Source organism: Actinomycetospora rhizophila (assembly GCF_042657905.1).
Lineage (GTDB): Bacteria > Actinomycetota > Actinomycetes > Mycobacteriales > Pseudonocardiaceae > Actinomycetospora > Actinomycetospora rhizophila.
This window is the reverse complement of record NZ_JBHSKG010000004.1, coordinates 167950-182924: the sequence shown is the minus strand read 5'-3', so window position 1 is coordinate 182924 and position 14975 is coordinate 167950. Positions and strand designations below refer to the sequence as shown.

The window sequence follows — 14975 nt, the reverse complement described above, 5'->3', positions numbered from 1 at the left end:
ATCAGCCTAGCCTTATGAAGGACTAGCTCGTGACGTCCTTGGTCGTGAAGTTGGCCCACGCCGCGAGCATGAGCACGACCACGTAGCCGGCCTGCAACCACAGGCCCGCCGTGATGTCGCGCAGGAAGATCGGGTCGCGGAAGAAGTCGACCCACGCCAGCCAGTAGCGGGTGGGCAGGTACGGGGTGACCGAGGCGGCCGCGTCGAGGCTGACCAGCACCTGGCTCGTGATCAGCGCCGCGAGCGCGCCGAGCGTCGCCCCCAGGGACGACGTGGTGACCGTCGAGAGGAACAGCGCGATCGCCGCCACGCCGAGCATCGACACCGTCACGTAGCCCATGGCGCCCAGCAGCCGGGCCGCGAGGTCGGCGGGAGAGAGCGCCTCGCCCGACAGGGACGACACCGACGACTGCGCGCGCTCGCGGGCGGCGTCGGGGTCGACGGCGGTGGCGTCGCCGGTGTCCGCGCCCGGGCGCTGCGCGCCGGCCTGCCCCCCGGACGAGGCGTCGGAGCCGCCGACCTGCCCGCCCGCCGGTGCCGCCTCCGTCCCGGTGCCCGCGACCGCGTCACTGCCGCCGGTGACCTCGGGCAGCGCCCGCACCACGGCCACCGGGTCGCCGGCCCCGAACAGCGACACCCCGACGACGTAGGAGCTGCCCGCCACCGCGAGCACCGACCCCACGACGAACACCACGACCGCGACCAGCTTCGCGACCAGCAACGACGTGCGCCGCACCGGGCGCACGAGCAGGTAGCGCAGGGTGCCCTGGGCCGACTCGCCGGCCACCGAGTCGCCCGCGATCACCGCCACCGCGACCGGCAGGAAGATCGGCAGCACGAGCGCCAGCGCCGCCGCCGGGTACAGCGAGCCGGACTGCAGCACCGCCGACAGGAACGCCGCGCCCTGCCCCGGCGGCGGCGAGATGCGCGTCGTCGCGAGGAAGACCGCCACGATCGTCGGCAGCAGGCACAGCAGGCCGACCGCCACCCACGTGCGCGGGCGGCGGACGAGCTTCTGCAGCTCGACACCGATCACGGGCGCACCCCGTTCCGGCCCCGCGACGTGTCGGAACCCGGGCCCGTCAGCGACACCACCACGTCCTCCAGGCTCCGGCGCTGCTCGACGAGACCGTCGAGCGGCACGCCGTGCTCGACGAGGTGGCGCGCCAGCGCCGGCGGGCCGCCCGGCGCGGCGTCGACGACGAGGGTGTGGTCGTGGCGCTCGGCCACCGCGCGCCCGAGCAGCCGGGCCGCGGCCTCGGGGTCGGGGGTCCGGACGACGAGGCGCCCGGTCGGGCCGCGGACCGCGTCCAGGTCGTCCTCGAGCACCAGCCGGCCGCGGTCGACCACCCCGACCGTCGTGCACAGCGCCTCGATCTCGGCGAGCAGGTGGCTGGAGAGGAACACGGTCGTACCGGCCTCGTTCAGCTCGACGAGCAGGTCGCGGACCTCGCGGATGCCGTGTGGGTCGAGCCCGTTGGTGGGCTCGTCGAGCACGAGCAGCCGCGGCTGGTCGAGCAGCGCCCCGGCCAGCCCGAGGCGCTGGCGCATCCCGAGCGAGTAGGCCTTCACCGGGCGCCGGTCGATCGCCCCGAGCCCGACGCGCTCCAGCACCTCCTCGACGCGCCGGCGCCGGCCCCGTCCGGTCGAGCGGCGCCGGGGACCGGCCGCGTCCAGCAGCGCGAGGTTGGCCCGCCCGGACAGGTGCGGGTACGCCGCGGGGCCCTCGACCATGGCGCCGATCGCCGGCAGCACCTCGGCCACCCGCGACGGCACCGGCCGGCCCAGCACCGTGATCTCGCCCCGCGTCGCGTAGACCAGGCCGAGCAGCATCCGCACCATCGTCGTCTTGCCCGACCCGTTGGGACCCAGGAAGCCGTAGCGCGCGCCCGCCGCGACGTGCAGGTCGACGTCGTCGACGGCCACGTGGGCGCCGAAGCGCTTGGTCAGGCCCCGGGTCTCGATGACCAGAGGGGTGCTCACGACCGCCCTCCCGCCAGCAGGTCGGTGGCGCCGCTGTCGATCGCGGCGGGCGGCACGAGCCCCGAGAGCGCCCACGCCCGCGCGCCGTCGTCGCTGCGCACCACGGCCAGGGTCAGCAGCGGGGTCTCGAGCGCCGCCGCCTGCCCGTCGACCGACAGGGTGCGCCCCGCCCCGGCGCGGCCGATGCCCGCGAGCAGCGTCCCGGCCAGGTCGGGGGGCATCGGCACGGCGATGAGCTGCCCGAGCGTCGTGCCGTAGCGGCCCAGGGCCGGGAACCCGCGCTCCGCCGGCTCGCGGTCGCGCCCCGCGAGGCTCGCGGGCAGCGAGCGCCCGTCGCCCCGGCCGAGCACCCCGAACAGGTCCGAGGTCGGGCTGCGCGTCACGCCGGCGCCGGGCCCCTGCCGCGGCGTGAGGGCGGCGGGGTCGGGCGGGCCCTGCTCGAGCTCGCCGAACGAGGTCGTGATCAGGGGTTCCGCGACGCCCTTGGCCCGCACCTCCACGGCCACCGGCAGTCCCGTCTCGGGGTCGGCCCAGACGTCGAGCGCGCCGACGGTGGTCCCGGGGTCGGCGACGGTGACCCGGACCCCGGCCGCGTCGACCCCGGCCACCCGGCGCGCGGGCAGCTCGGTCGCCGGGTCGCTCGCCGCCGTCCCGGACAGCAGCCGGCGCGCCAGCTCGGGCGGCAGCAGGTCCTCGGGGCGGGGCAGGCGGACCTGCGGGTCGCGGGCGACGACGGTGAGCAGCTCGGCGCCGTAGTCCCACACCGCCTGCCCGTCCGGGGTGACGTAGCGGTCGCGCTCCCCCACCGCCGAGAGCACGTCGTAGCGCGCCTGGTCGGGCGCCGCGTACCAGCCGCGCAGGCGGGTGACGCCCGAGAGCAGCGTGGTCACGTCGGAGAGCTGCGCGATGCGCGGCAGCCCGAGCGCCGCGCGGGCCTCGGCGTAGCCGGTCCACGGGCGGTCGGCCGACGCCGCGACGAGCTCGCGCAGCTGCTGCGGGTCGGCGCGGGCGTCACCGGGCCGGGACGCCACCGCCGCGGGGATGCCCACGAGGAGCGCCGCCACCACGGCCACCACGGCCCAGCGCCACGCGCGCCCCGACAGTCCCGCCACCGACGTCCCGACTCCCCTCACCTGCTCCCTGTCGAGACTGCCACCGAACCGCACCGGCGGTGGCTCCCCGGTGAGGACGGCGGGTCGGAGATCAGGACCCGGACGACCGCGGGGCGCCGGACGAGGCCGTCTCCGGGTCGGCGCCGGTGTCCTCGCCCTGCTCAGGGACGTCGTCGGTCCCCGGGAAGAACCGCACCTTGACGAGGCTCGCCACCGTGGTGAGCAGCAGCACACCGACGATCACGCCGAGGGAGAGCTCGATCCCGATGGTCGGGACGCCGAGGGGCTCGCCGCCGTTGACGAACGGGACGGTGTTGGTGTGCAGCGCCTCGAGCAGGAGCTTGACGCCGATGAACGCGAGGATCACGCCGAGCCCGTACGAGAGGTAGACGAGCTTGCGGAGCAGCCCGCCGAGCAGGAAGTAGAGCTGGCGCAGGCCCATCAGCGCGAACATGTTCGCGGTGAACACGATGTAGGGGTCGCGGGTCAGCCCGAAGATGGCGGGGATCGAGTCCAGCGCGAACAGCAGGTCGGTCATGCCGATCGCGATCATCACCATGAGCATCGGCGTGACGAACCACCGCAGCCGGCCGTGGGAGTCGCGGCGGCGGACCAGCGAGCGCGAGCCGACGTAGTCGTCGGTGACCGGCAGGACGCGGCGCACCAGGCGCAGCGCGGCGTTCTCCTTGAACTCCTCGTCCTCGTCGCCGTCGGCCACGACCTTCACGGCCGTGAGCACGAGGAACGCGCCGAACAGGTAGAACACCCAGCTGAACCGCTCGATGACCGCGGCCCCGGCGAGGATGAACCCACCGCGCAGCACGAGCGCGATGAGGATGCCGAAGAGCAGCACCCGGTGCTGGTGGACCTTCGGCACCGCGAACGCGCTCATGATCAGCAGGAAGACGAAGAGGTTGTCGACCGAGAGCGAGTACTCGGTGATGTAGCCGGCCACGAACGCGGTGGCGGGGTCCGGCCCGGCCACCAGGAACAGGCCGAGCGCGAAGACCGCGGCGAGCCCGATGTAGACGCCGACCCAGCGGGCGGCCTCCCGGACGGTGACCTCGTGGGGTCGGCGGCCGACGATCGCGAGATCGAGGGCGAGGACGGCGAGCAGGCCCACGATGGTCGCGGCCCACACCCAGAACGGCACGTACATGGTGAGAGGTCTCCATCTCCGGCGACGTCAGGGCAGACGTGAACACCGGAGGTCTCTCCCGCCACCTGTGACAGGTGACCGACGGCCCCGGGCACCGAGCCCGGTCTGGCGACCGGACCGGCGGCCGTGCTGACGAGGCCGACGCGCGGGGATACTCCCCTCCGCGACCGAGTGTGTCACCCGCGTGAACTCAGCGCGACGGGGCCCCGAGTGGCGCTGCGCACCCGATCCGGTTGCTCACGACGGACACAGACCGTCAGGGATAACGTGCGCGGGTGATCAGCCGCCCGCTCCGGGTCCTCGGGGTCGTGCTCGCCGTCGGACTGCTCGGGCTGTCGACGGTCGCCGCCGCTCCCGCGCCCGGGGGCCCGGGCAGTGCTGCGGTGCGCAGCGAGGACCTCCGCATCGACGTCCGGGACGGCCCGGCGCGCGACCAGCCGCAGAGCCTCGACGCCACGCTGTGGCTGCCGGCGACGTCGGCCCCGGCGCCCGCGGTGCTGGTCGCGCACGGGTTCGGCGGCAGCAAGCAGACCGTGGCCGACGAGGCCCGCACCTGGGCCGAGCGGGGCTACGTGGCGCTGGCCTGGTCGGCCCGCGGCTTCGGGGCGAGCACCGGGCAGATCGCGCTGAACTCCCCCGAGTACGAGGTCACCGACGCGCAGCAGCTCGTCGACTGGCTCGCCGCCCGCCCCGAGGTGCGCCAGGACGGTCCGGGCGACCCGCGCGTCGGCGTCACCGGCGCGTCCTACGGCGGGGCGCTCTCGCTGCTGCTCGCGGGCTACGACCGTCGGGTCGACGCCACCATCCCGATGATCACCTGGAACGACCTGGGCCAGTCGCTCTTCCCGAACCGTGCCGGACCGGACCCCGCTGCCACGCCCGCCGCGAGCGCCGCCGCGCCCGACGGCGTGTTCAAGAAGACGTGGGCGGCGCTGTTCTTCTCCAGCGGCTCGCGGCCCGGCCCGGGGCAGGAGGCCGACGCGCCCCAGGTCTGCGGGCGCTTCCTGCCCGAGGTCTGCGCGGGCTACACCGCCGCCGCCACGACCGGGCGCGAGCCGGCCGAGCTCGCCGCGTTCTTCTCCCGCGCCTCGCCCGCGAGCATCGCCGGGCGGATCACGGCCCCGACGCTGCTGGTCCAGGGCGAGCGGGACACGCTCTTCGGCCTCGACCAGGCCGACGCCAACGCCCGCGGGATCGCCGCGGGCGGCGGCACGGTCGCGGTGAGCTGGTTCGCCGGCGGCCACGACGGCGGCGGCCCGGACACCCGCACGACCGCCCGGATGCAGGCCTGGTTCGACCACCACCTCGCGGGCACGGCGCCCGCGGTCGGCACCGAGTTCACCTACGTCGTGCCGTCCGGGGTGACCGCCCGCAGCGCCCCGACCCAGCGCACGATCACCGCGAGCGTCTACCCCGGTCTCGACGGCGCCCCGGGCACGGCCCGGACCCCGCTGGCGCTGCGGGGCGAGCCGCAGGACGTCGTCGCCCCCGCCGGCGGCGCCCCCGCCGCGATCTCGTCCATCCCGGGGCTCGGTGCCCTGACCGGTGCGGCGGGCGGGTCGGGCTCGGCCGGCTCCGACGACGACGAGGGCGGGGGTGGCGGCGGCTCCGGGGGTGGCGGCTCCGGCGGCGGCTCCGGGGGCGGCGGGGGTGGTGGCGCGTCCGCGCTGCTGGGGCGGCTGGCCTCGGACCTGCCGGCGCAGTCGGCCACCTTCAGCAGCGACCCGCTCACGGAGCGCACGGTCGTCGCGGGCACCCCGCGGGTCCGCCTGGGCGTCGCCGCGGTGCCGGGACGCCCCGCCGGCGAACCGGTGCTCTTCGCGAAGGTCTACGACGTCGCCGCGGACGGGGCGACACGCACCCTGCTGGGCAGCGCCGTGTCCCCCCTCCGGCTGCCCGCGCCGGGCCCCACGCCGACCGAGGTGGACGTCAGCCTGCCCGCGGTCGTCGCGACGCTGGCGGCGGGCCACCGCCTCGAGGTCGCGGTCGCCACCACCGACCAGGCCTTCGCCGCGGCGTCGGCGCCCGCCGTACACCGGATCTCCCTCGCCGGGGACGGCACGCTCTCGGTGCCCACCGTCCCCGGCGACGTGCGCAGCGGGACCTCGGTGCCGCTCGCCCCGCTGGTCGCCGCCGGCGTGCTGCTGCTCGGCGTGCTCCTCGCCTGGCTGGTCGCCCGGGTGCTCGCCGTGCGGCGGCGGCGCCGTGACCTCGAGCCCGGCGGCGCGCTCGCCCTCGCCGAGGAGCTGGCCGACACCCCGCTGGTGGTCCGGGGCCTGTCGAAGTCCTGGCCCAGTGGGCTCGTGGCCGTCGACGACGTCTCGTTCACCGTCGAGCGCGGCCAGGTCCTCGGCCTGCTCGGGCCCAACGGCGCCGGCAAGACGACGACGCTGCGCATGCTGCTCGGGCTCATCGCCCCGACCGCGGGCGAGCTGCGCCTCTTCGGGCGCCGGGTCGTGGCGGGCGCGCCGGTGCTGGGGCGCGTCGGCGCGTTCGTCGAGGGCGCGGGGTTCCTGCCGCACCTCACCGGGCGCGACAACCTCGAGCTCTACTGGGCCGCCACCGGACGCCCCCGCGAGGACGCGCACCTCGAGGACGCCCTGGAGATCGCCGGGCTGGGCGGGGCGGTCGACCGGACCGTGCGCACCTACAGCCAGGGCATGCGCCAGCGCCTCGCCATCGCCCAGGCCATGCTCGGGCTCCCCGACCTGCTCGTGCTCGACGAGCCCACCAACGGCCTCGACCCGCCCCAGATCCACGCGATGCGCGAGGTGCTGCGGTCGTACGCCCGCGACGGGCACCGGACCGTCCTCGTGTCGAGCCACCTGCTCGCCGAGGTGGAGCAGACCTGCGACCACGTCGTTGTCATGCACCGCGGCCGGGTCGTCGCGACCGGCGAGGTCGCCGAGCTGGTCGCGGGCGGGCAGGTCGCGGTGACGGTCTCCGGGCGCCGCGACGAGGCCGTGTCCGTGCTGCGCGGCCGCAACGGGGTGCGCGGCGTCGAGGCCGACGCTTCGGACGCCGACGTCGTCCTCGTCGACCTCGGCGACGTCGACCGGGCCCAGGTCGTGCGCTCGCTGGTGGAGGCCGGGTTCGACGTGCGCGGGGTCGGTCCCCGCCGCCGCCTCGAGGACGCGTTCCTCGCGCTGATCGGTGAGGAGGGCTCGTCGTGAGCACGACGGTCGAGGAAGCCCGCACGCTGCCGGTCCGGGTTGAGCTCGCGCGCCAGTGGCGGCGCCGGCGCACCCAGGTGACGCTGGCGCTGTTCGCGCTGCTCCCGGTGATCCTCTGGATCGCGTTCTCGGTCGGTGACGACCCCACGCCCGGCGCGGCCGCCACCAGCCTCACCGACCTCGCCCAGGCGTCGGGCCCGAACTTCGCGGTCTTCGCGCTGTTCTCCTCGGCGAGCTTCCTGTTCGTGGTGGTCGTGGCCCTGTTCTTCGGCGACACGGTGGCGAGCGAGGCGTCGTGGTCGTCGCTGCGCTACCTGCTCGCGATCCCCGTGCCACGCGTGCGCCTGCTGCGTCAGAAGGCGATCGTCGCCGCCGTCCTGTCGCTGAGCACGCTCGTCGTGCTGCCCGTGGTGGCCGTCCTGCTCGGCACCGTCGTCTACGGGGCCGGCGACTACCTCTCCCCCACCGGCGAGTCCCTGCCCTACGGCACGGCGCTCGTGCGCATCCTGCTCACCGTCGTCTACCTGGCGATCCACCTGCTCTGGGTGGCGGGCGTGGCGACGCTGCTCTCGGTGGTGACCGACGCCCCGCTCGGCGCGGTCGGCGGCGCGGTGCTCGTGTCGATCCTGTCCCAGATCCTGGACACGGTCGACGCGCTGGGCAGCCTGCGCAACCTCCTGCCGACCCACGAGGTGTTCGCCTTCGCCGACCTGCTCACCCTCGACGTCGACGGCACCGACCTCGCCCGCGGCGTGCTCTCGGCGCTGGTGTGGTGCATCGCCTTCGGGGCCACGGCGGTCTGGTGGTTCCGCCGCAAGGACATCACCAGCTAGCCCACCCGGCGCACGGGGTGTGCCAGCGGTGCGGCGTCGCCGGCATCTGATGCCCGGATCGCCACATCCTCGATCCGCCGGCGTGCACCCGGGCGTGTCGCGCTCCCGGCGCCCCGTCGACGGCCCCCGGTGACCACGCGGCGACGCTGGTGCACCCTCGGAGGCTGCAGCGCGCCGTGGCGCAGACCGCACGAAGCGTCATTCTCTGCCCGCAATCGGGCAGGAAGCTGGCCCTCGCGGCCCCGACGCGGCAGTCTGTATCGATATGGACCCCGAGCTGGTGCGGCACGTGGCCGCGTCGACGGGTCTTCCCGGGGAGGTCGCCGCGCGCGTGGTGGCCGACGTCGTCGCCTACTACTCGGAGACCACCGAGGAGTTCGTGCGCCGGCGGCACCGGGAGCTGCAGGCCCGCGACCGTCGCAACGCCGAGATCTGGACGGTGATCGCCGACGAGCTCGCGCACCGCCCGGTGGCTCCCGGCGAGGTCAGCGAGCGGCGCCTGCGCCGGATCGTCTACGGATAGAGGGGGAATCGACCATGTGCGGCATCGTGGGGTACGTCGGCCCGAGACCGGCGACGAAGATCCTGGTGGACGGGCTCGCGCGCCTCGAGTACCGCGGCTACGACTCGGCCGGCCTGGCCGTCGCCCACCGCAAGGCCCTGCGCATCACCCGCTCCGCCGGCCGCGTCGACGACCTGCGCGCCGCCGTCGGCGAGGACGAGCAGCCCGGGCGCACCGGCATCGCCCACACCCGCTGGGCCACCCACGGCGAGCCGAGCGAGCGCAACGCCCACCCCCACACCGACGCGGCCGGACGCATCGCCGTCGTCCACAACGGCATCCTCGAGAACGCCGACGAGCTGCGCGCCAAGCTCGTCGCCGACGGCGTGACGCTGAAGTCCGACACCGACACCGAGGTGCTGCCCCACCTCGTCGCGCGGGCCCTCGACGGCGGGTCGAGCTCGCTCGAGGAGGCCGTCCGCGAGACCCTGCGCGTCGTCGAGGGCACCTACGGCCTGGTCGTGCTCGACGCCCGCAACCCCGACGAGCTCGTCGTCGCCCGCAACGGCAGCCCGATCGTGCTGGGCCTCGGCGACGGCGAGATGTTCGTGGCCTCCGACGTCGCCGCGCTGGTCCGGCACACCCGCCAGGTCGTCTTCCTCGCCGACGGCGAGCTCGCGACGCTCACCGCCGCGGGCTACGAGGGCTCGCGGCTCGGCCCGCCCACCACCGTCGACGTCGACGACGCCGACTACGAGCTCGACGGCCACGAGGACTTCCTGTCCAAGGAGATCCACGAGCAGCCCGCCGCCCTGCGCCGCGTGCTGGCCGGGCGCCTCGACACCCGCTTCGCCACCGCGCGCCTCGACGGGCTGCGCCTCGACCCGCGCGAGCTGCGCGGCATCCGCCGCGTGACCTTCCTGGGCTGCGGGTCGGCGCTCTACGCCGGGCAGATCGGCGCGGGCCTGGTCGAGGAGCTCGCCCGCATCCCCGCCGACGCCGAGCAGGCGAGCGAGTTCCGCTACCGCAACCCGCTGGTCGACCCCGAGACGCTCTACGTCGCCGTGAGCCAGTCCGGCGAGACCATCGACACGCTCGCCGCGGTCGAGGAGCTCCAGCGCAAGGGCGGGCGCGTCGTCGGCGTCGTCAACGTCATCGGCTCGGCGATCGCGCGGCAGTGCGGCGCCGGGATGTTCCTGCACGCCGGCCCCGAGGTGTCGGTGGCCTCGACCAAGGCGTTCAGCTCGATGGCGACGTCGTTCACGCTGCTCGCGCTGCTGCTCGGCCGCGTCCGGGACCTCTCCGCCGCCCACGGCACGCGGCTCGTCGAGGGCCTGCGCCGTCTGCCCGACGCCGTGGAGACCGCGCTGCAGTCGGGTGACGCCGTCGCCGACGTGGCCCGGCGCTACGCCGACGCGCGCTCGATGTTCTACCTCGGCCGGGTGCGCGGGGCGGCCGTGGCCCGCGAGGGCGCCCAGAAGCTCAAGGAGATCTCCTACGTGCACGCGGAGGCGTACGCGGCGGCGGAGCTCAAGCACGGGCCGCTCGCGCTGGTCGACGCCGCCATGCCGTGCGTGGTGGTGGTCCCCGACGACGAGCTGCTGGCCAAGAACATCAGCACCATCGAGCAGATCCGCGCCCGCGGCGGGCCCGTGATCGCGGTGACCAACGCCGAGCTCCCCGACGGGCTCGCCGACGCCGTGCTGCGCGTCCCGCGCCTCGAGCCCGAGCTCGACCCGATCCTGCTCGGCGTCCCCCTGCAGCTGCTGGCCTACCACTGCGCCGCGGTGCTGGGCCGCGACATCGACAAGCCCCGCAACCTGGCGAAGAGCGTCACGGTGGAGTGACGCCCCTCGTGAGCACTTTCCGGGCCGATGGGCCCGGAAAGTGCTCACGTGGGCAGGCCCACCTCGACGGTCAGCGGGCCGTCCGGGTCGGGCGCGTCGACGGTGGCGTGCCCGCCCGGGCGCAGGGCGCCGGCGACGATCCGCCGCGACAGCGCCCGGTCGACCTCCCGGGTGACGACGCGGCGCATCGGGCGCGCGCCCAGGGCCGGGTCGTGGCCGCGGGCGACGAGGGCATCGAGAGCCGCCGGGGTGACGGTGAGCCCGACCTCCTGCGCGGCGAGGCGCTCGCGCGTGCCGTCGAGGAACAGCTCGACCACGGCGCGCCGGGCCTCGTGGTCGAGCGGGGTGAACAGCACGACCTCGTCGACGCGCCCGAGGAACTCCGGGCGCAGGGCACGCGCGAGGGCGGCGAGCACGGTGGCACGGGCCTCGTCCGGGTCGCGGCCCTCGGTCAGGGCGCCGGCCCCGAGGTTGCTCGTCATGATCACGACGGCGTCGGCGAACGACACCGTGCGCCCGCGCCCGTCGGTGAGCCGCCCGGCGTCGAGGACCCCGAGCAGCAGGGCCAGCACGTCGGGGTGCGCCTTCTCGATCTCGTCGAGCAGCACCACGCACGACGGTGTGCGCCGCAGCGCCTCGGTGAGCTCGCCGGGACGGTCGTGCCCGACGTAGCCGGGCGGCGCGCCGGTGAGGCGGCTGACGGTGTGGGCCTCGCGGAACTCGCCGAGGTCGAGGCGCACGAGGCGCTCGTCGGACCCGTGCAGCGCCTCGGCCAGCGCGCGGGCGAGCTCGGTCTTGCCGACCCCGGTCGGGCCGGCGAACAGGAACGACGCCACCGGCCGGCCCGGCTGGCCCATGCCCGCCCGGCCGGCGAGCACCGCGTCGGTGACGGCCTCCAGCGCGTGGTCCTGGCCGACGACGCGGCGGCGCAGGTGGTCGGCGAGGCCGAGCAGGCGGGTGCGCTCGGAGTCGGTGAGGTGCGCGACGGGCAGGCCCGTGCGGTCGGCGACGACCTGGGCGACGTCGCTGACCGACACCGTCGCGGACGCCCCCGGGTCCTCGCCGCGGCGCAGCCGCACCCGGGCGGCCGCGGTGTCGAGGGCGTCGATGGCCTTGTCGGGCAGGAAGCGGTCGCGGACGTGGCGCGCGGTGAGCTCGACGGCCGCGCGCCGGGCGTCCTCGGGGATCCGGACGCCGTGGTGCTCCTCGTAGCGCCCCTTCAGCCCGTCGAGGATCGCGACGGTCTGCTCGACGGACGGCTCGTCGACGGTGATCGGGGCGAAGCGCCGTTCCAGCGCGGGGTCGGACTCGACGTGGCGCCGGTACTCCTCCAGCGTCGTCGCCCCGACGACCTGCAGCTCGCCGCGCGCGAGGGCCGGCTTGAGGATGTCGGCGGCGTCCATCGTGCCCTCGACCCCGGCGCCGGCCCCGACGACCGTGTGCACCTCGTCGAGGAAGAGGATCACCGCGCGCTCGGTGGCCGTGACCTCGTCGACCAGGCGCCGCAGCCGCTCCTCGAACTCCCCGCGGTACTTGGTGCCGGCCACGAGCCCGGCCAGGTCCAGCGAGACCACACGCCGGCCGGCCGCGCCCGGCACGGTCCCGGCGGCGATCTTGGCCGCGATGCCCTCGACGATCGCGGTCTTGCCGACGCCCGGGTCGCCCACGAGCACGGGGTTGTTCTTGGTGCGCCGCCCGAGGATCTCGAGGACGGCGGCGACCTCCCGGTCGCGGCCGACGACGGGGTCGAGGCGCCCCGCGCGGGCCGCGGCGGTGAGGTCGCGGCCGAAGCGGTCGAGGACGGGCGTGCGGCTGTTGCCCTGCGGACGTCCGGGGTCGTCACCCTGCGGGCCCGGCCCGCCCAGGTCGCCGAATCCCTCGACGAGCCGGCCGATCAGCTGCTCGAGGGGGTTGGACCACTCGCCGGGCCCGTCGGGCCCCCGGTCGCGCCGGGCGTCGTCGCTCACGCCTCCACTATGCGGGTCAGCAGCTGGGCTCGACCGACAGGACGCCCGGGAGCGACCGGACGCGGTCGGCGAACTCCGTGCACTCGGCGCTGGTCAGCGCCACGGTGCACTGGATGCACGAGCACGAGACGCCCTCGTGGACGTCGACCGCGAAGTCCGGGACGCGGTAGCCGAACGAGCACAGCGCCGACGCGAGGTCCATGACCCCGGTCATGCCGCCGGTGGTGAGGATGGTGAACGGGCGGGGCAGGCGGGACAGGCGGCGGGTGGGGGCCGGCTCGAGCGTGGTCACGACGGGCTCCTGGGGATCCGGTGGTGGAGTGGATCCGAGCCAGGTCTCGGCAGTGCCGCTGCGAGCCCCTAGCGGGGCAAGCGGAAGTGCGCGCCGGGGCCCTGGCTCACCCGGCGCGCCGAAGTACTACCTCGCGACGCTTCGCCTGCATGTCGACCATGTTACCCCCGCCACTCCGGCGGTCAACTCGACGGGCTGCGCCCACGTGAGGGATATGGGTCGTCCCGGCGACCCATATCCCTCACGTGGTCGTCAGACCATCACGATCCCGCCGTCGATCATCACCGCCTGCCCGGTCATGTAGTCGGCGTCGCGGCTCGCGAGGTACGAGACGAACGAGGCCACGTCCTCCGGCGTCTGCACCCGGCCCAGGGCGATGAGCTGCGAGTACTGCTTCAGCGCCTCGCCCTTGCCGGTGCCCAGGTAGCCGCCGAGCCCTTCGTCGATCTCGTCCCACATGGTCGTTCCGACGATGCCCGGGCAGTAGGCGTTGACGGTGATCTGGTGGCTCGCGAGCTCCTTGGCCGCGGCCTGGGTCAGTGCGCGGACCGCGAACTTCGACGCCGAGTAGTGCCCGAGGTGGTCGAAGCCCTGGTGCCCGGCGATCGAGGCGGCGTTGATGATCTTCCCGCCGTGCCCCTGCTCGATCATCGCCTCGGCCGCGGCCTGCAGGCACCACATCACGCCGCCGACGTTGATCGACAGCATCCGCTGCAGGTCCTCGGGCGTGACCTCGAGCAGCGTCTTCACCTGCGCGATGCCCGCGTTCGCCACCATGACGTCGATCGACCCGAACCGCTCCCGCGTGGCGGCGACCAGGGCGACCACGGCGTCGCGGTCGGCCACGTCGGTGGCGGTCGAGGCGGCCTGGCCGCCGGCGTCGGTGATCTCCTGCGCGACGGCCTGCGCGGTCGCCGCGTCGATGTCGGACACCATCACCGCGAGGCCGTCCGACGCGAGCCGGCGGGCGATCGCGGCACCGATCCCCCGCCCCGCGCCGGTCACGACGGCGACGCGCGTCCCCGCGGCGGTCACGGGTGCACCAGGATCTTCACGTTGGTCTCCTTGTGGTCGATGAGCTCGCGGAAGCCCTGGTCGACGATGTCGTCGAGGGCGATGCGGCCGGTGATGAACTGCTCGACGTCGACGACGCCGTCGCGGACGAGGTCGATGACCTCGGGGTGCCGGCCCGCGTAGGCGAGCGAGCCGATGAGCCGGATCTCGGAGAACACCAGCGAGTTCACGTCGAAGGTCGCCGGGTGGCCCCAGATCGAGACGTTGATGCAGGTCCCGCCGGGCCGGGTCGACGCGACGGCCTGGGCGAGCACGGGGTCGAGGCCGGCGCACTCGAACGTCACGTCCGCCCCGGCGCCGTCGGTGAGCTCGCGGATGGCCTCGGGCACGTCGACCTCGGTCGGGTCGAGCACGTGGTCGGCGCCGGCGCCGGGCGCCTTGGCCTTCCGGGCCTCGGCGGGCTCGATGACGATCACCTGCCCGGCACCGGTGGCGCGCAGGGCGGCGGCGGTGACCAGCCCGATCGGCCCCGACCCGAACACCGCGGCCGTCTGACCCTGCTGGATGCCGGACAGCTTCGTCGCGTGGTACCCGACCGCCAGCGGCTCGATGAGCGCCCCCTGCTCGGTGGTCAGGCCGCCGATGGGGTGCACCCAGCGCTGGTCGACGACCATCTTCTCGGCGAACCCGCCCTGGTCGCCGTCGAGGCCGATGAAGCCCAGCGACCGGCAGATGTTGTAGCGCCCGGACCGGCACGCGACGCACGTGCCGCACACGTCGTAGGGCTCGACGACGACGCGGTCGCCCTCGGACACCCCCGTCACGCCCTGGCCGACCTCCGCGACGACGCCGGAGAACTCGTGCCCGAGGGTGATCGGGATGGCGCCGCCGGTCAGCGGGTGGGGCGCCTGGGGTGTCGGGGTGAAGATCGGGCCGTCGAGGAACTCGTGCAGGTCGGTGCCGCAGATCCCGCACCACTCGACCGCGACCTGCACCTGGCCCGGGCCGGGATGCGGCTCGGGGACGTCCTCGATCCGCACGTCCTCACGGCCGTGGAAGCGGGCAGCCTTCATGGGTCCTCCCTGGGGTGCTC

General features: G+C 75.1%; 12 protein-coding genes. 4 read left to right on the top strand and 8 right to left on the bottom strand.

The window, feature by feature from the left end:
* Positions 1–22: 22 nt before the first annotated feature.
* The 4 genes from ACFPK1_RS10245 to ACFPK1_RS10230 form a co-directional block, all read right to left on the bottom strand.
* On the bottom strand, positions 23–1036 hold the full coding sequence (locus tag ACFPK1_RS10245; RefSeq protein WP_378020814.1) for an ABC transporter permease: 1014 nt from the start codon (positions 1034–1036) through the stop codon (positions 23–25).
* Positions 1033–1983, bottom strand: a complete 951-nt coding sequence (locus ACFPK1_RS10240) for an ABC transporter ATP-binding protein (RefSeq protein ID WP_378020813.1) — start codon at positions 1981–1983, stop codon at positions 1033–1035. The genes ACFPK1_RS10245 and ACFPK1_RS10240 overlap by 4 nt, the downstream gene beginning before the upstream one ends.
* A complete protein-coding gene (locus ACFPK1_RS10235; protein WP_378020812.1) occupies positions 1980–3095 on the bottom strand; it encodes a hypothetical protein in 1116 nt (371 codons plus the stop codon). Before ACFPK1_RS10235 ends, ACFPK1_RS10240 begins: the two co-directional genes overlap by 4 nt.
* Before the next feature lie 91 nt (positions 3096–3186).
* Positions 3187–4254, bottom strand: coding sequence for a TerC family protein (locus tag ACFPK1_RS10230; protein WP_378020811.1), 1068 nt, complete (start codon positions 4252–4254; stop codon positions 3187–3189).
* Between the two features lie 275 nt (positions 4255–4529).
* Between ACFPK1_RS10230 and ACFPK1_RS10225 the strand changes: the two genes are divergently transcribed.
* From ACFPK1_RS10225 to glmS, 4 genes are all read left to right on the top strand, one after another.
* Positions 4530–7427: an alpha/beta fold hydrolase gene (locus tag ACFPK1_RS10225; RefSeq protein WP_378020810.1), complete on the top strand. Its 2898-nt coding sequence runs from the start codon at positions 4530–4532 to the stop codon at positions 7425–7427.
* On the top strand, positions 7424–8260 hold the full coding sequence (locus ACFPK1_RS10220) for an ABC transporter permease (RefSeq protein WP_378020809.1): 837 nt from the start codon (positions 7424–7426) through the stop codon (positions 8258–8260). Before ACFPK1_RS10225 ends, ACFPK1_RS10220 begins: the two co-directional genes overlap by 4 nt.
* Positions 8261–8525: 265 nt before the next feature.
* Complete coding sequence (locus tag ACFPK1_RS10215) at positions 8526–8783, top strand: hypothetical protein (RefSeq protein WP_378020808.1); 258 nt, start codon at positions 8526–8528, stop codon at positions 8781–8783.
* 14 nt (positions 8784–8797) lie between these two features.
* Positions 8798–10609 (top strand): glutamine--fructose-6-phosphate transaminase (isomerizing), encoded by a 1812-nt coding sequence (gene glmS / locus ACFPK1_RS10210; RefSeq protein ID WP_378020807.1) that lies wholly within the window; start codon positions 8798–8800, stop codon positions 10607–10609.
* Positions 10610–10653: 44 nt separating this feature from the next.
* Here the strand turns inward: glmS and ACFPK1_RS10205 are convergent, their stop codons facing one another.
* From ACFPK1_RS10205 to ACFPK1_RS10190, 4 genes are all read right to left on the bottom strand, one after another.
* On the bottom strand, positions 10654–12576 hold the full coding sequence (locus ACFPK1_RS10205) for an ATP-dependent Clp protease ATP-binding subunit (protein ID WP_378020806.1): 1923 nt from the start codon (positions 12574–12576) through the stop codon (positions 10654–10656).
* Positions 12577–12592: 16 nt separating this feature from the next.
* Complete coding sequence (locus tag ACFPK1_RS10200; protein WP_378020805.1) at positions 12593–12868, bottom strand: hypothetical protein; 276 nt, start codon at positions 12866–12868, stop codon at positions 12593–12595.
* 252 nt (positions 12869–13120) lie between these two features.
* The gene (locus ACFPK1_RS10195) at positions 13121–13903 is read right to left on the bottom strand and encodes an acetoin reductase (RefSeq protein ID WP_378020804.1); all 783 of its coding nucleotides are present in this window, start codon (positions 13901–13903) and stop codon (positions 13121–13123) included.
* Positions 13900–14955, bottom strand: a complete 1056-nt coding sequence (locus ACFPK1_RS10190; RefSeq protein WP_378020803.1) for a 2,3-butanediol dehydrogenase — start codon at positions 14953–14955, stop codon at positions 13900–13902. Before ACFPK1_RS10190 ends, ACFPK1_RS10195 begins: the two co-directional genes overlap by 4 nt.
* Between the last annotated feature and the right edge of the window lie 20 nt (positions 14956–14975).